At 70.1% G+C, this 15707-nt stretch carries 17 protein-coding genes and 1 riboswitch; of the genes, 11 read left to right on the top strand and 6 right to left on the bottom strand.

Annotated features, from left to right (window positions below):
- Positions 1-73: 73 nt before the first annotated feature.
- Complete coding sequence (locus OG766_RS15755; protein WP_266379486.1) at positions 74-1042, bottom strand: glucosyl-3-phosphoglycerate synthase; 969 nt, start codon at positions 1040-1042, stop codon at positions 74-76.
- 118 nt (positions 1043-1160) lie between these two features.
- Positions 1161-1315: riboswitch (SAM riboswitch) on the top strand.
- A 17-nt stretch (positions 1316-1332) separates the two neighbouring features.
- On the opposite strand from OG766_RS15755, the gene thrC reads away from it, so the two are divergent.
- The 4 genes from thrC to groL all read left to right on the top strand — a co-directional run bounded on the left by thrC (position 1333) and on the right by groL (position 5457).
- A complete protein-coding gene (thrC, locus tag OG766_RS15750) occupies positions 1333-2637 on the top strand; it encodes a threonine synthase (RefSeq protein ID WP_328725603.1) in 1305 nt (434 codons plus the stop codon).
- Positions 2634-2909 (top strand): MoaD/ThiS family protein, encoded by a 276-nt coding sequence (locus OG766_RS15745; protein ID WP_266379480.1) that lies wholly within the window; start codon positions 2634-2636, stop codon positions 2907-2909. The genes thrC and OG766_RS15745 overlap by 4 nt, the downstream gene beginning before the upstream one ends.
- Positions 2910-3322: 413 nt before the next feature.
- A complete protein-coding gene (locus tag OG766_RS15740) occupies positions 3323-3526 on the top strand; it encodes a cold-shock protein (RefSeq protein WP_030057071.1) in 204 nt (67 codons plus the stop codon).
- Positions 3527-3834: 308 nt separating this feature from the next.
- The gene (gene groL / locus OG766_RS15735) at positions 3835-5457 is read left to right on the top strand and encodes a chaperonin GroEL (RefSeq protein ID WP_266379477.1); all 1623 of its coding nucleotides are present in this window, start codon (positions 3835-3837) and stop codon (positions 5455-5457) included.
- Between the two features lie 90 nt (positions 5458-5547).
- Here the strand turns inward: groL and OG766_RS15730 are convergent, their stop codons facing one another.
- A complete protein-coding gene (locus tag OG766_RS15730; RefSeq protein ID WP_266379474.1) occupies positions 5548-6255 on the bottom strand; it encodes a bleomycin resistance protein in 708 nt (235 codons plus the stop codon).
- Between the two features lie 95 nt (positions 6256-6350).
- Between OG766_RS15730 and OG766_RS15725 the strand changes: the two genes are divergently transcribed.
- A complete protein-coding gene (locus OG766_RS15725) occupies positions 6351-7316 on the top strand; it encodes an amidohydrolase family protein (protein WP_266379471.1) in 966 nt (321 codons plus the stop codon).
- Here OG766_RS15725 and OG766_RS15720 read toward each other — a convergent pair.
- From OG766_RS15720 to OG766_RS15705, 4 genes are all read right to left on the bottom strand, one after another.
- On the bottom strand, positions 7304-7885 hold the full coding sequence (locus OG766_RS15720) for a Uma2 family endonuclease (RefSeq protein WP_266379468.1): 582 nt from the start codon (positions 7883-7885) through the stop codon (positions 7304-7306). The genes OG766_RS15725 and OG766_RS15720 overlap by 13 nt on opposite strands.
- A 56-nt stretch (positions 7886-7941) precedes the next feature.
- Positions 7942-8799 carry a hypothetical protein gene (locus tag OG766_RS15715; protein WP_328725602.1) on the bottom strand — a complete coding sequence of 286 codons (858 nt, stop codon included), beginning with the start codon at positions 8797-8799 and terminating at the stop codon, positions 7942-7944.
- Positions 8800-9022: 223 nt separating this feature from the next.
- Positions 9023-9211 (bottom strand): DUF397 domain-containing protein, encoded by a 189-nt coding sequence (locus OG766_RS15710; protein ID WP_328725601.1) that lies wholly within the window; start codon positions 9209-9211, stop codon positions 9023-9025.
- Positions 9192-10034, bottom strand: a complete 843-nt coding sequence (locus tag OG766_RS15705; protein WP_328725600.1) for a helix-turn-helix domain-containing protein — start codon at positions 10032-10034, stop codon at positions 9192-9194. The genes OG766_RS15710 and OG766_RS15705 overlap by 20 nt, the downstream gene beginning before the upstream one ends.
- A gap of 113 nt (positions 10035-10147) precedes the next feature.
- On the opposite strand from OG766_RS15705, the gene OG766_RS15700 reads away from it, so the two are divergent.
- The 6 genes from OG766_RS15700 to OG766_RS15675 all read left to right on the top strand — a co-directional run bounded on the left by OG766_RS15700 (position 10148) and on the right by OG766_RS15675 (position 15561).
- Entirely contained in the window at positions 10148-10369 is a 222-nt protein-coding gene (locus OG766_RS15700) for a hypothetical protein (RefSeq protein ID WP_328725599.1), read from the top strand.
- Complete coding sequence (locus OG766_RS15695) at positions 10366-10575, top strand: hypothetical protein (RefSeq protein WP_266384510.1); 210 nt, start codon at positions 10366-10368, stop codon at positions 10573-10575. The genes OG766_RS15700 and OG766_RS15695 overlap by 4 nt, the downstream gene beginning before the upstream one ends.
- A gap of 170 nt (positions 10576-10745) precedes the next feature.
- Positions 10746-11552 carry a putative protein N(5)-glutamine methyltransferase gene (locus OG766_RS15690; RefSeq protein WP_266379456.1) on the top strand — a complete coding sequence of 269 codons (807 nt, stop codon included), beginning with the start codon at positions 10746-10748 and terminating at the stop codon, positions 11550-11552.
- 103 nt (positions 11553-11655) lie between these two features.
- A complete protein-coding gene (locus OG766_RS15685; protein ID WP_328725598.1) occupies positions 11656-13143 on the top strand; it encodes an ABC transporter permease in 1488 nt (495 codons plus the stop codon).
- Between the two features lie 43 nt (positions 13144-13186).
- A complete protein-coding gene (locus OG766_RS15680) occupies positions 13187-13876 on the top strand; it encodes an ABC transporter ATP-binding protein (protein WP_266379450.1) in 690 nt (229 codons plus the stop codon).
- A 380-nt stretch (positions 13877-14256) separates the two neighbouring features.
- Entirely contained in the window at positions 14257-15561 is a 1305-nt protein-coding gene (locus OG766_RS15675; protein WP_266379448.1) for a peptidase, read from the top strand.
- The last annotated feature ends 146 nt before the right edge of the window (positions 15562-15707 follow it).

The following is a 15707-nucleotide window of genomic DNA, read 5'->3' as shown; positions in this document are numbered from 1 at the left end:
CGGCGCCGAGCGCCCGTAGATCTCACATAGCCCATAAGTCCGAAATGTAGACAATGTGTCCGGCTGTACCCGGTTACGCCGCGCCCGTGTCCCGCCGCTTACGCCGCCCGGCCCTTGCCGCGTACTCCGCGACCTCCGCCATCGGTGGCCGCTCCTCCGTGTCCACCGGATGCGTACGCGGGACGAAACCGGCCTCGCCCCGCTCGAACTGGGTCAGCGCAGGACGCACCAAATGGCCGCGGGACAGCCGCAGTTGCGCGGTGCGGTAGATCGCCGCCGCCATCCGGCCCAGCGCCTGCCCGTCCTGGTGGCGGTGCAGCCGCTCCCCCACGTCCACCTGCGCCAGCGCGTCCAGGCCCACCGTGTGCAGCGCGTCCACCAGCAGGCCGAGCTCCACCCCGTACCCGACCGGGAACGGCAGCCGCTCCAGCAGCGAGCGCCGCCCCGCGTACTCACCGCCGAGCGGCTGGACGAAGCCCGCCAGCTGCGGCCAGTGCAGATTGAGCAGCGGCCGCGCCACCAGCTCGGTCACCCTGCCCCCCTGGCCCGGGGTCCCGGCCAGCGGCCGGTCGTACATCGCCTTCACGAACTGCACCCCGGGATCGGTCAGCAGCGGGCCGACGATCCCGGAGACGAAGTCCGCGGAGAACTCCCGCAGGTCCGCGTCCACGTAACAGACGATGTCGCCGCTCGTCACCAGCAGTGAGCGCCACAGCACCTCGCCCTTGCCGGCCACGGCCGGTACACGGGGGAGGATCGCGTCCCGGTGCACCACCCGCGCCCCGGCGCGCGCCGCCACCTCGGCGGTGCGGTCCGTGGACCCCGAGTCGATCACCACCAGCTCGTCCACGAGCGGCACCGCGTCCGTCATCAGCTCACGGCGGATCACGGCGACGATCTCCCCGACCGTCGCCTCCTCGTTCAGGGCCGGGAGCACCACGCTGACCGTGGTGTTCTGCTTGGCGGCGAGCAGCTGGTCCAGTGGCCGGTCCGTCACCGACCAGGACCGCCGGGCGAGCCAGCGCTCCACCTCTTCCAGCACGTGATCTCCATCTCGCGGATCGGACGACCATCTCAAGCGTCCGGGGGTTCGGTTACAGTCTTGAACAACGCGGACGGCCGTCGTATGTCGGGGTCGTCGCGCGGACACAATCGAATACCGCTCATCCAGAGGGGCAGAGGGATACGGCCCGTTGAAGCCCCGGCAACCCTCCAGCCGTTCTCGGCGCACGTCATCACGTCGCGCGCGAGGCTCACGGCTAGGGAAGGTGCCAATTCCGTCTCGCGGCGAGATGCGCCGCGGGGAAGATGAGGAGAAAGGGCCTCGCCTCCATGGCTGCGCAGACTGTTGCCACCACCAATGATTCTGCCGACACCTCCGGCACCGTCGATCTGGGCCCCGCCTCCGGGCTCTCCTGCCGCGAGTGCGGCGAGCGGTTCGCCCTCGGCCCGATCTTCGCCTGCGAGATCTGTTTCGGGCCGCTCGAAGTCGCGTACGACCTGCCGAGCGGCGACCCCGAGACGCTGCGCAAGCAGATCGAGAGCGGCCCGGCGAACATCTGGCGCTACGCCCCGCTGCTCCCCGTCCCCGCCGACGTGGCGAGCAAGCCGAACCTGAACCCGGGCTGGACCCAGCTCGTCCAGGCCGACAACCTCGCCCGCGAGCTGGGCGTCGAGCCGGGCAAGCTCTTCGTCAAGGACGACTCCGGGAACCCGACGCATTCCTTCAAGGACCGCGTCGTCGCCCAGGCCCTGGAGGCCGCCCGCGCCTTCGGCTTCACCACCCTCTCCTGCTCCTCCACCGGCAACCTGGCGGGCGCCGTCGGCGCCGCGGCCGCCCGCGCCGGATTCCGCTCCTGTGTGTTCATCCCGCACGACCTGGAGCAGGGCAAGGTCGTCATGGCCGCGGTCTACGGCGGCGAGCTCGTCGGCATCGAGGGCAACTACGACGACGTCAACCGCTTCTGCTCCGAGCTCATCGGCGACCCGGCGGGCGAGGGCTGGGGCTTCGTCAACGTCAATCTCCGCCCGTACTACGGCGAGGGATCCAAGACGCTCGCGTACGAGATCTGCGAGCAGCTCGGCTGGCGCATCCCCGACCAGATCGTCATCCCGATCGCCTCCGGCTCCCAGCTGACCAAGATCGACAAGGGTCTGCAGGAGCTGATCAAGATCGGCCTCGTCGAGGACAAGCCCTACAAGATCTTCGGCGCCCAGGCCGAGGGCTGCTCCCCGGTGTCCGTGGCCTTCAAGGCCGGCCACGACGTGGTCAGGCCGCAGAAGCCCGACACCATCGCCAAGTCCCTGGCGATCGGCAACCCGGCGGACGGCCCGTACGTCCTGGACATCTGCCGCCGCACCGGCGGCGCCGTCGAGGACGTCACCGACGAGCAGATCGTGGACGCGATCAAGCTGCTGGCCCGCACGGAGGGCGTCTTCACCGAGACCGCGGGCGGCACCACCCTCGGTGTGGCGAAGAAGCTGATCGAGTCCGGTGCCATCGACCCGTGCCTCACCACGGTCGTCATCAACACGGGTGACGGCCTCAAGACCCTCGACGCGGTGGCGCCCACGACGGGTATGTCCGCGGTCATCCGCCCCAACCTGGACTCCTTCCGAGAGGCTGGTCTCGCATGAGCGTCAACGTCCGCATCCCCACCATCCTCCGCACCTACACGGGTGGCCGGGCCGAGGTCGCGGCCGAGGGGGCGACCCTCGCCGAGGTGATCGCCGACCTGGAGCAGAACCACACGGGCATCGCGGCCCGGGTCCTGGACGACCAGGGCAAGCTGCGCCGCTTCGTGAACGTGTACGTCAACGACGACGACGTGCGTTTCGAGCAGGGGCTGGAGACGGCGACGCCGGACGGCGCCGGCATTTCGATCATCCCGGCCGTCGCCGGCGGCTGATCCTCACTTTCCGTAAGCAGAATTGCCCCCTCCGCAAGCTCCGTGGAGGGGGCAATTCTGCATGGTTGAGCGCGGTAGAGTTGGGGAAGCCTCCTCCGCTGCTTGTGCCAGGCGCATATGAGAATGCGCGCGCCCGCGATAAGAAGCAGCCAAAGTGTTCGAGCTTGATGCACGTTAAGTGTGCTTTGCCCGGCCCGACTTGCCCGGGAATGCTCGTAATCCTCGTAAATCGTCCTTTCGGTCCTGCCCGGAATTCTCGTCCGATTGACCTGTTGCAGAGGGCAGTTGGACAGATACATTCAGCCGCGGTCGACGCGTTCCGGCGCACATCCACGCCACACATCGTGGGTGAGGTCTGACCCGGGTCCGCGAGGTGCGGTCCTGTGCAAGGGCCAGTAATAGGGGAGTTAGGCATGGCTCAGGGCACCGTCAAGTGGTTCAACGCGGAGAAGGGGTACGGCTTCATCGCGGTCGACGGTGGTGCGGATGTTTTCGTCCACTACAGCGCGATCCAGATGGACGGTTACCGCACCCTGGAGGAGGGTCAGCGAGTCGAGTTCGAGATCTCGCAGGGCCAGAAGGGGCCGCAGGCGGACATGGTCCGCGCAGCCGGCTGAGCGCCGACTGACTGCAGCAACGTGACGGAGGGCCCGTACCCGCACTGGGTACGGGCCCTCCGACGCGTCCGGAGGTCCGATCGCCGAGCCCGCCGCCCGTCGGGGCTTCCTCGAAGCCGCTTGCACTCGAAGGGGTCGAGTGCTAATCATTGGCGTTAGCACTCTCCGAGTGAGAGTGACAACTAAGGACCGGGTCGGTGAGGCCCGCAGGCCGGGTGGGGCAAGGAACCACAAGGCATGCAGGCCGTCCGTCGCGGGCGCCAGCGCGGTCCGGAGAAATCCACCCCAGTCCGGGAGGACCACTTCACATGGCCAAGATCATCGCGTTCGACGAGGAGGCACGGCGCGGTCTCGAGCGCGGGATGAACCAGCTCGCCGACGCCGTCAAGGTCACCCTTGGCCCCAAGGGCCGGAACGTCGTCCTCGAGAAGAAGTGGGGCGCCCCCACGATCACCAACGATGGTGTTTCCATCGCCAAGGAGATCGAGCTCGAGGACCCGTACGAGAAGATCGGCGCCGAGCTGGTCAAGGAAGTCGCCAAGAAGACGGACGACGTCGCCGGTGACGGTACGACCACCGCGACCGTCCTCGCCCAGGCGCTGGTCCGCGAGGGCCTGCGCAACGTGGCGGCCGGCGCCAACCCGATGGCCCTGAAGCGCGGCATCGAGAAGGCCGTCGAGGCCGTCTCCGGCGCCCTGCTCGACCAGGCGAAGGAGGTCGAGACGAAGGAGCAGATCGCCTCCACCGCCTCCATCTCCGCCGCCGACACCCAGATCGGCGAGCTCATCGCCGAGGCGATGGACAAGGTCGGCAAGGAAGGCGTCATCACCGTCGAGGAGTCCCAGACCTTCGGTCTGGAGCTCGAGCTCACCGAGGGCATGCGCTTCGACAAGGGCTACATCTCGGCGTACTTCGCCACCGACATGGAGCGTATGGAGGCCTCGCTCGAGGACCCGTACATCCTGATCGTCAACTCCAAGATCTCCTCGGTGAAGGACCTGCTCCCGCTGCTGGAGAAGGTCATGCAGTCGGGCAAGCCGCTGCTGATCATCGCCGAGGACGTCGAGGGCGAGGCCCTGTCGACCCTGGTCGTCAACAAGATCCGTGGCACCTTCAAGTCCGTCGCCGTCAAGGCCCCGGGCTTCGGTGACCGCCGCAAGGCCATGCTCGGCGACATCGCCATCCTCACCGGTGGCACGGTCATCTCCGAGGAGGTCGGTCTCAAGCTGGAGAACGCCGGCGTGGACCTGCTCGGCCGCGCCCGCAAGGTCGTCATCACCAAGGACGAGACCACGATCGTCGACGGTGCCGGTGAGAGCGACCAGGTTGCCGGTCGCGTCAACCAGATCCGCGCCGAGATCGAGAACTCCGACTCGGACTACGACCGCGAGAAGCTCCAGGAGCGCCTCGCGAAGCTGGCCGGCGGCGTGGCCGTCATCAAGGCCGGCGCCGCGACCGAGGTCGAGCTCAAGGAGCGCAAGCACCGCATCGAGGACGCCGTTCGCAACGCGAAGGCGGCCGTCGAGGAGGGCATCGTCGCCGGTGGTGGCGTGGCTCTCATCCAGGCGTCCGCTGTCTTCGAGAAGCTCGAGCTCGAGGGCGACGAGGCCACCGGTGCCGCCGCTGTGAAGCTGGCCCTGGAGGCCCCGCTGAAGCAGATCGCCGTCAACGCCGGCCTCGAGGGCGGCGTCGTGGTGGAGAAGGTGCGCAACCTGACCCCGGGTCACGGCCTGAACGCCGCGACCGGCGAGTACGTCGACCTGGTCGCCGAGGGCATCATCGACCCGGCGAAGGTCACCCGCTCCGCCCTGCAGAACGCGGCCTCCATCGCCGCGCTGTTCCTCACCACCGAGGCCGTCATCGCCGACAAGCCGGAGAAGGCCTCCGCGGCCGCTCCGGGCGGCATGCCGGGCGGTGACATGGACTTCTGATCGACCTGCTGGTTGATCAACCGTCCTGAACCGAGGGCGGCACCCCCACTCCCAGGGGGTGCCGCCCTCGGGCGTTTTTCGGCCCCGGCGTCAGCCCCGGAGCTCCGCGAGCCGCTCCAGGTCGTCCCGGGCCGACCGCCGCTCCTCGGCGGTGAGACGGGCCTCGGCGGCGCCGGCCTCGGCGAGGGAGGAGGCCGCGGTCTCCTGGTCGTCCAGACGCCCCGCGACATCCGCGCGCAGGACGAGCAGGCGGAGCAGCTCCACCGGCGTGGGCCGCTCGTCGTCGAGCCCCAGCGCCCGGTCGAGGATCTTCGCGGCGCCCGCCAGGTCCTCCTTCGAGTCCGCGAACAGCGACGCGAGATGCAGGGCTCGGGCGAAGGTCTCCTTGGGAGCGGGCCGGTGGTGCTGGTCCTCGCTGATCGGCTGCCCGATGCGGATGCAGTTGCCGCCCGGATCGCTCATCAGGAACTGCCGTGTGCCGTACGACATGTCCTTCAGCGGTCCGAGCCGCGGCAGCCCGCGCGTGGGGATCTTCCCGTACGCCGTCTTGAGCGCGGTCCGGAACGCGGTGTGCAGGTTGTCGACGTCGTCGGTCAGGACGTAACAGGTGCTGTACGAGGCGGCCGGCTCGTAGCCCCTCATCCCGAAGAAGTGCAGCTCGATGTCGCCGCGCGTCACGGCCGCGTACGGGTTGGGGCTCTTCTGCACGAAGGCCACCTCGAACCCGAGCGCGGTGTAGAAGTCGAGCACGGGCTGGATGGTGTGGCAGGGCAGCATCGGAATGACCTTCTCACTCATGCCACCACTCTAATCAAACTTGATTAGTCGCGGGCGGTTGTGGCGCGACCGGAGCTGTTCTTGCGGGGCGGCCGGTGCGGCGTGAAGCTGAAGAGGTGCGGACCGATGTGCACGCCCACTTGTGGAGCGAGGACTATCTCCGCCTCCTGGAGTCCTACGGGCGCGACGACACGGCGACCCAGCGGGGCCTGGGAGCGGGCGACAGCCCGGCGGAACTCGACGCGCGGTTCACGATGAACGACGCCGCCGGCATCGACCACCAGATCCTGTCCGTCTCCCCGCAGACGCCGTACTTCCCGGACGAGACCGAAGCGGTCACCGCCGCGCGCCTCGCCAACAACCACTACGCCGACGTCGTACACGCCTGGCCCACACGCTTCTCCGCCTTCGCCGCGCTGCCGCTGCCGCACCTGGACGCCTCCCTCGAGGAGCTTGCGCGGGCGCTCGACGAACTCGGGATGGCCGGGGCCGGACTGACGACATCGGTGCTCGGGCGGAGCCTCGGGGACCCCGCTTTCCGGCCCCTGTTCGAGGAGTTGGACCACCGGGGCTCCGTGCTCAGCCTGCACCCCGCGGGGCGGGACGCGGGCTCGCCGCTCATCGCCGAGAACCGGATGCGATGGATGGTCGGCGCGCCGACCGAGGACACCATCTGCGCGATGCACCTGATGCTCGAAGGCGTCCCCAGCCGCTTCCCGCGACTGCGGATCGTCAACTCCCACCTGGGCGGCGCCCTGCCCATGCTGCTGCCGCGCGCCGATCAGCACGTCCCCTGGGAGGCCCCCGACACCGCCGAGATGCCGAGCCTCGCCGCGCGCCGGATGTACTACGACACGGTCGCCCACGGCCACGAGCCGGCGCTGCGGGCGGCCGCCGAGTCGTTCGGCGCCGGCCGGCTGATGCTCGGCACGGACTTCCCGTACCAGACCGGCGAAGGGCTCCGCCGTGCCGTCACCTTCATCGAGGAGACGCTGGTCCCGGAGGAGGCGGAAGCGGTACTGGAGGCAGGCGCGGGCCTGCTCCCGGCGGCAAGCGGGTCCCTGCGGGGTCAGTGGGCGTAGTCCTTGAGCTTCTCGGTGGCGAGCGTGATGTCGACGGGGGCGGGGAGGGGGACGGCGTCGCCGTACTTGTAGGTCGGGTGCTGCCGGTAGGTGCCGTTCTCCGGCTCGCTGAAGACGGTCAGTGTGTTGTCGTCGCGGTCGATGGGGAGGTAGACGGGAATCGAGGCTTCCGCGTAGGCAGCGCGCTTTTCGACGCGGTCGCGGGCGTGGGTGTCGGAGTCGTACGAGGTGACTTCGACGGCCATGAGGACGCCTTCCGGGTTCGCCCACATGCCGTCGTGACCCACGAAGTGCTCCACCGGAGCGAGAACGCCGTCCGCGTAGGCCCGGCCCTGGCGGTAAGTCTCCACCCTCAGATCCATCTCCGGATAGAGATCCAGTTCAGGGCGTTGCTGCATGCACTGCCTCAGCAGCCACATGACGATGGCCCTGTGGAGCTGGTCCGGCATCGGCTTGACCTTCAGCTTTCCCTTGATGAACTCAAGCTTCACTCCCTCCGGGGCATGACGAGCGAGCTGCTCGAAGTCCTCGACCGACATCTGGGGATGGTCGGCGGTGCTGGGGGTCATGGCGTCGCCTCCTTCCCTCCATCGTGCCCCGGTTCCGGCGCGGATGAGCTGAACGGTCATGTGCGATTCCCTTCGTCGGGGTGGGCCGCCGCGGCGCGGACCTCGGACATGCGGGCGCGGACCTGGGCCGGGGTGAGCCCGGAGGGGGGAACGGGGGCCGGTTCGCCCCGGCAGGTGGCGCAGTCGCCGTCGCGGAGGGCCTCGGCGCGGGCAGGGGCGCCGCACTTGCCGCATTCGAGGATGCGCAGCGGTGGGGGCGGTGGGGCCGGCTCGGGCGGGAGTTTGTCGGTGAGGCGGCGGCGGGCGAGGGCGGCCGGGTGGTGGACCGGGGTCGGGAGACCGGTGGTGAGCGCGCGCAGGACGTCCCGCTCGGCGGCGCCGCGCGCGAACCACTCCTCCACCAGCGGCGCGAGCTGCGCGCATTCGACGGCGGACAGCGACATCACGGGCGCCTCGCGCCCGAGCGCGACGAGCAGGATCATCGCCCGTGAACGGGTCGGGCGCGGCCGGTCCTCCGGTACGTCCCCGCGCCGGAACGCCGCCCACCAGGCGTCGTCGCGCGCGGTACGGGACCACCACGTTCGGGTGATCCAGCGCGCACTGCCCGAGCCGGCCAAGTGCTCCCGTCCGCGCCGCAGATGACCGGCCGCCTGGATGCGGTTCAGCGCGGTGCGTAAGGCGCACTGGCCGTACGGGAGCACCTTGGCCAGCGTCTTCACGGAGATGTCGGCCCCGTCCGCGAGCCGGTCGATGTACGCGGCGATGGCGGCTTCGCGGGGCGGGAGGTGCGTGAAGTCGTGTGCTGTGCGGGGGTGTTGGCCCGGTGCCGTCCGCTTTCCGTAGCCGGGATTGGCTGTTGGGTGAGGCGTGGCGTGCGAGGGGAGGAGCGTGGCACTAAGCTGGCTGTCAGCCATCAGATCGGTCCTAGTTCGATCTCGGTGGTCAAGCCCCCGCAGGTGTTACCGCACCTGACGGGGGCTGTTCGCTTTCCGGACACGCTAGAGCGTCGTGACCCTCCGTGGCAAATGCATCGCGCATAGTCAACTCACGGGGAGGGTGGGTGGGTTGAGGCCCGTTACCCATTCCTTGAACAAAGCGCTCGGAGCCCGAGGCTCAAGCCTCGGACTCCGTCAGCGATCAGCTGTTCTTGACGTCCTCGACGAACACGGACCAGGCGGCCGCCCGGAACACGAGCTTCGGGCCGGCGGGGTTCTTGGAGTCACGGACGGGGACGACGCCGGGGTGGGCGTCGGCGACTTCGAGGCAGTTGCCGCCGCTGCCGTCGCTGTAGCTGGACTTGCGCCACTCAGGGTCGGTGCTCTTCATGCGCGTAATCCTCCGTCACCGATTCGATCAAGGCCAGGGATTCCCGCGGTGACAATGCGCTCGCCGCGACCAGATCGTAGGCCAGTTCGTGGTGAGTCACTGCACCCGGGGCGTCCTCCAACTGCCCCGTGCCCGGGCCTTCGAAGTAGGCGAGCGGGGGTGCGTCGGCGAAGGCCATCAGCTTCAGGGCGCCGCCCATGGACGGGTGCGCGCCCGCGCCGAACGGCAGTACCTGCGCGATGATCCTGTGGCGGCGGATCAGCGCCGCGACGTGGCGTAAGTTCTCCGCCATCACGGACCCGTCGCCCACCTCGCGGCGTAACACCGCCTCGTCCAGAACCGTCCACAACAACGGCTCAGTTGGATCCTCCAGAATCCGCGCCCGCTCCAGCCTCGCCTCGACCAGCTCGTCGATCGTCTCCTCCGGAGCCGTCGGCTGATACGCGCGGAACACCGCCCGTGCGTACGCCTCCGTCTGCAGGAGGCCCGGAATCAGCTGCGGCGCGTACTCCCTGATCGTCGTCGCGACGGCCTCCGCCTCCGCCGCCTCGGCGAAGTGGTCCGGGTACCTCGACTTGTTCGCCGCCTTGCAGTTCCGCTCGAAGAACCCGTTCGTCCCCAGTATCTCGTCGATCCTGCGGGCGATGTCCGGCAGCATCCTGCGCGTACCCGACTCCAGTTGCCCGATGAACGACGCGCTCACGAAGAGCGGTTCGCCGAGCTCCCGTTGGCTGAGGCCGGCGTTCTCGCGGGCATGGCGCAGCTCTGCGCCGAGAAGAGCCCGGGGGGACGTGGACGGGTCAAGATCCTTCGGTCCAGGCAATGTCAACTCCGTGTACACACAAGTGGGGTTGTTGGGCCGTCGACACTGGTCAGGCTAGTGCTCCGCCGACCACGCTGTGTGCGGAACGTGCATACTCAGAGTGGAGGTGCCTGATGGCGCTTGTCCGATCGGCGGACCGGCTGCGGGCCGCGGAAGAGGTCGTGGCCCGGCTGCGGGGCGAGCTCGAATCGATGGGGGTGGTGCTGCCGTCCCTGCGGGTGGACCTCGTGTCGCTCACGAGCGGGTCGGCGGCGTACCCGCTGATCGAGCTGGGGCGCTGCAACCTGGACACGGCGCTGCGGCTCGCCGCCGTGCTGCACGAGGCCCGCAGGTGAAGCCGGGGCGGGGCGAGTACGTGATCGACTCGCGCGACGGGCGCATCGGCCGCGTCATGGGGCGCGAGGGTCCGTACGTACAACTGCGGCCACCGGGCGGCGGCCGGGAGTGGGACTGTCCGCCCGAGGCGCTGAGTCCGGCGCCGCCGGCGGAGCTGCTGCGGGCGCGGGTGCGGGAGCGGAACCGGGAGAGAAGGCTGCCGTGAGCGCCGTGAGCGCCGTGATCAGGGCGGCCGGCCGGGTAAGGTGGCCGCTCCAGGCGTGGATGGACGAAGGAGGTGGGACCCATTACCGCTGTTGCTGGTCGGGTGCTCGCCTCCGCGTCGCTTACGTAGGCGGCCGAGGGAGCCCCGTTCGGAATCCCGAAAGGCTCCCTTTGCTCTCTCCGTTCTCTCCCTCCGAGTTTCTTCCCTCTGATCATTCCGCCGTCGTCGGCCGGCTCCGTGCCGCGGGTTGTGTCTTCGCCGAGGACGAGGCCGACTTGCTGCTGTCCACCGCCGGGACGCGCGACGAACTCGCCGCCATGGTGGAGCGGCGGGCCGGTGGGCATCCGCTGGAACACGTCCTCGGGTGGGCCGAGTTCTGCGGGCTGCGCATCGCCGTGGACGACGGGGTGTTCGTGCCCCGGCGCCGTACCGAGTTCCTGGTCCGTCGGGCCGTCGCCGCGCGGCCCGACGCGGGCGTGGCCGTCGATCTGTGCTGCGGGTCGGGGGCGGTCGGTGCCGCGCTGGCCGCGTCGCTCCCCGCGGTCGAGCTGTACGCCGCCGACATCGATCCCGGCGCGGTGCGGTGCGCGCGGCGCAACGTCCCCGAAGGCGGCCGGGTGTACGAAGGGGACCTCTTCGCCGCGCTGCCCGGGGCGTTGCGCGGGTGCGTCGGCATCCTCGCCGCGAACGTTCCCTACGTACCGACCGAGGAGGTCGGACTGCTGCCGGCCGAGGCGCGCGTGCACGAGCCGCGCGTCGCGCTCGACGGAGGCGCGGACGGGCTGGACGTGCTGCGGCGGGTGACCGGCGAGGCGGGGGAGTGGCTGGGCCCCGGCGGGATCCTGCTGTTCGAGACGAGCGAGCGGCAGGCGGCGGACGCCGTCGAAGCCGTCGGGCGCAGCGGGCTGGAGCCGAGGGTCGCGACCTGCGACGAGCTGTACGCCACCGTCGTCATCGGGACGAAGCCGACCGGCTGAACGCGCCGGGCCCCGGGGCCCGGGGCCGGGTGCCGCGCAACACTCATGCGGCTCTCATCCGGGCCTTAACCCGCCCTCACACCGCGCCTCTAGCTTTCGCGGCATGTTCCTCACCTACCTCAGGCGCGAGCTGCGCCGCCGCAGGAAGGCGGCGCTCGTCGTCGCCTCGGGGCTCGCCCTCGGAATCGCCCTGGTCATCGTCGTCAACTCGGTCTCGGCCGGGATGAATCAGGCGCAGGGCAAAGTGCTGGAGTCGCTGTACGGGCTCGGCACCGACATGACCGTCACCAAGGCCGCCGCACCGGCCGGGGAGGGCGGGACGGTGAAGCGGCCGCGGTTCGAGTTCGACGCGAAGGACGGCGACGACGACGCCCAGCAGAGCCAGGACATCGTCGTCGTCCAGGGCTTCGAGACGCTGGCGGCGTCGACGGTCGCGCAGGTCGGCAGGCAGGACGGGGTCGCGGACGCCGTCGGCGGGCTGAACGTACGGGTCATGAAGGTCAACGGGCAGTTCAAGCGCGGCGAGTTCAAGCAGGAGGAGCAGGCGCCCGGGCAGGGGAAGCAGGGCGGCGGTCCGGGCGGAGAGGTACGCGGCGAGGTCCGTGGCGGCGGGGCGGACTTCGACGTCAACTCGTACTCCGTGTACGGGACGGACGTCGCCCGTCAGGGGCTCGGGCCGCTGACCTCGTCGAGCATCACGTCGGGGCGTACGTTCAAGGAGAACGAGACCGCGGCCAAGGTCGCCGTCGTCGACAGCGCGTACGCGAAGGAGCAGAAGCTGTCGGTCGGCAAGACGCTGACGATCTCGGGGACGACGTTCGGCATCATCGGGATCGCGACGGCGGACAGCGGGGACGCGGCCGCCAACGTCTATCTGCCGCTCGCCCAGGCGCAGACCCTGGCCGACGCCAAGGACAAGATCACGACGGTCTATGTGAAGGCGACCGACTCGCAGCAGATCGGTGCCGTCAAGGAGACGATTCAGAAGAACATCTCCGGGACGACGGTCACGACGTCCGCCGACCTCGCCCAGACGGTGTCGGGGTCGCTGTCCACGGCCTCCGACCTGGCGTCGGGCGTCGGCAAGTGGCTGTCGATCGTGGTGCTGGTGGCGGCGTTCCTGGTGGCCGGACTGCTGACGTCGTCGGCGGTGAGCCGGCGGGTGCGGGAGTTCGGCACGCTGAAGGCGCTGGGGTGGAAGAGCCGCCGGGTGACGGGGCAGGTGGCGGGCGAGGCGCTCGTCAACGGGCTCATCGGCGGGGCGCTCGGCATCGGGATCGGACTGGCGGGCGCGTGGGCGATCACGGCGTTCAGCCCGACGCTCACCGCGCAGTTGGGCGGTGCCTCCGCGAACGGCGGCGGTGCCGGTCCGGGCGGCGGCCCGACCTTCATCGGCGGCGCCGGTCAGGGCGGTCCGCTGCGGCAGAGCGCGTCCAAGGCGCTCGACATCGCGCTCACCGCGCCCGTCTCCCTCACCACCATCGGGCTCGCGGTCGCGCTCGCGGTGATGGGCGGGCTGATCGCGGGCGGGTTCGGCGGCTGGCGGGCGTCGCGGCTGCGGCCCGCGGACGCGCTGCGGCGCGTCGAGTAGCCCTTCGCCGAACCCCTCTACGCACAACAGGAGTTGAATCACGATGTACGAGCTCTCAGGAGTCACCAAGCGCTATCGGCGCGGCAAGGACACCGTTCAGGCACTCGACGGGGTCGACCTGGTCATCGAGGACGGCGGGCGGCTGGTGATCCAGGGCCCGACCGGCGGCGGCAAGTCGACGCTGCTGCAGATGCTCGGCGGGCTGGACCGGCCGAGCGAGGGATCGGTGGTGCTGGACGGCGTCGATCTCGCGAGCCTGCCGGAGGCGCGGCTGACACGGGTACGGGCCGAGAAGATCGGCTTCGTCTTCCAGAGCTTCAACCTGGTGCCGACGCTCACCGCCCAGGAGAACGTGGAGACCGCGCTCGTACCGCTCGGCCTGAAGGCGGCCGACCGGCGGGAACGGGCGGGCGAGGCGCTGGTGTCGGTCGGCCTGGGCGAACGACGGGCCCACCTCCCGGGCGAGCTGTCCGGCGGGCAGCAGCAGCGCGTCGCGATCGCGCGGGCGCTGGTGAAGAGTCCGGCGGTGCTGCTCGCCGACGAGCCGACCGGGAACCTCGACGAGTCCATGCGCGACGAGATCATGGAGCTGCTGGAGGGGCTGTGGGAGGCGAACGGGCTGACGTTCGTGATGGTCACTCATGACTCGGTGCTGGCACGGAGGGCGCCGAGGGTGGCGACGATCAGGAAGGGCCGCGTGACGATCAAGGAGCAGGCGGTCAGGGCGGTTTAGCCAGCCTTCGCGCGGGCGGGCGGCCCGGTGGCGCGCCCGCCCTGCACACACGACACGTCCCCGGGCCCGGTGGCCGGGGACGTGTCGTGCGGGACGCCGTGCGGGCGGTCGAGGTCGCGAGGCCCGGAGGGGTTCGTTCCGTGGTCGTCGGCGGCGAATGACATGGGTCACAGAAAAAGTGCGGCCTCCGTGGGCAACTGCACCTGTTCGCGAGGTTTGTTCGCCGGGTGCCTCGACCGACCCCGTCAGGGGCTCGGAAAAACGCCTCTGGCCTTTGCCGACAGGGTCGTACGATCCCGAGGACGTCGTGCCGCGTGAACACTCCGCAGGCACGAACCCCCCTTTCTTCTGCCATGTTCTCCGACGAGAAAAGGTCCACCTTGAAGCTTCGCCGCGCACTCGCAACCGCTGTCGCCGCCGCCGTGACCACGCCGGTCGTTCTCCTCTCCGCCGCGCCCGCCTTCGCCGACGACAAGCCGGCCGCGCAGACGCAGAAGCAGAAGGCCCAGAAGGACCAGAAGCCGACGATCGAGCAGCTGAAGCTCGCCGTCGCCGCCGCCCAGAAGGCGTACGACGACAGCGTCGTCGCGGTCGACGCGGCGATGAAGGCCGTCGAGGCCGTCCTCAGCGACACTCACCCGCTCGCGGTCGCCGCCGCGGAGGCGAGGAAGGCCGCCGAGGCCGCCGCCACCGCCAAGACCGAGGCCGACAAGGCCGTCGTCGACGCGCAGGCGAAGCTTGACGCCGCCGTCACCGACGAGGAGAAGGCCGAGGCGCAGAAGGCGCTCGACGAGGCCACGACGTCCGCCGCGACCGCCGCCGCCGCCAAGACGGCGGCCGACACCAAGGCCGCCGAGGCGGGCAAGGCCCGCGACGACGCGCGGGTCGCCGCGGGCAGGGAGCTCCACCTCGCCCAGGAGGCGAAGAAGACGGCCCAGGCGAACCTCGACGCCGCCAAGAAGGCGCTGGCGGACGCGGAGGCCGAGGAAGGCGAGGAGGGCGAGGAGGGCGAGGACTGCGTCCCCGAGCCCAAGTTCACCACCGTCGTCCAGGGCCTGCCGGAGAAGGTCGTCGGCGGCACCACGGTCGACTTCACGCTGCGCGTCAAGAACGGCACCTCCAAGCCGATGGCCGAGGTGTACCCGTACGCGGCCGTGCACGCCTTCGACACCAAGGGCCTCAAGGAGCTCGACTCCTACCTGGACCTGGAGTGGTCCACCGCCGCCAACCCGGCGTGGGAGGACGTCGACCCGGAGATGGGCCTCTTCGTCGGTTCGCTGAAGGCCAAGTCCTCGGTCGACGTCAAGCTGCGGCTGAAGGTCGACGCCAAGATCCCGGCGGGTCAGGGCGCCGCCTTCGTCGCGGGCAACTACGTGAACGAGGACGACTCCTGCGGCGGTACGCCGGACGTCGACTACTACGAGTTCGAGATCCTGACCAAGGGCAGCAACCCGGGCAAGGTCGACGACGCCAAGGGCCAGCAGGGCGACTCCAACACCCCGACCACCCAGGGCGGTTCCTCCTCGACCTCGGTGAACGGCGGCTCCGAGTCCTCGGGCTCGCTCGCCACGACCGGTTCGAGCAGCGTCATGCCGAAGGTCGCCCTCGCGGGTGGCGTCGCGCTCGTGCTCGGTGCCGGGGCGGTCGTCGTCGCACGTCGCCGCAAGGCCGGTGCCGACGCCTGACACGCACGGTGAGTGCGAGGCCCGCGTTCCTCCGAGGACGCGGGCCTCGGCATGTTCCCGGCCGGCACGCGGCCCCTCGCGTGCGCTGGCCCTCCCGTGCGCCGGTCCTCGCGTGCGCCGGCCCTCCGTCCTCCGGTTCCTCCGGT

Origin of the sequence: Streptomyces sp. NBC_00259 (assembly GCF_036181745.1) — a bacterium.
Taxonomy (GTDB): Bacteria; Actinomycetota; Actinomycetes; order Streptomycetales; family Streptomycetaceae; genus Streptomyces; species Streptomyces pratisoli.
This window is presented reverse-complemented; position numbering and strand designations above follow the sequence as displayed.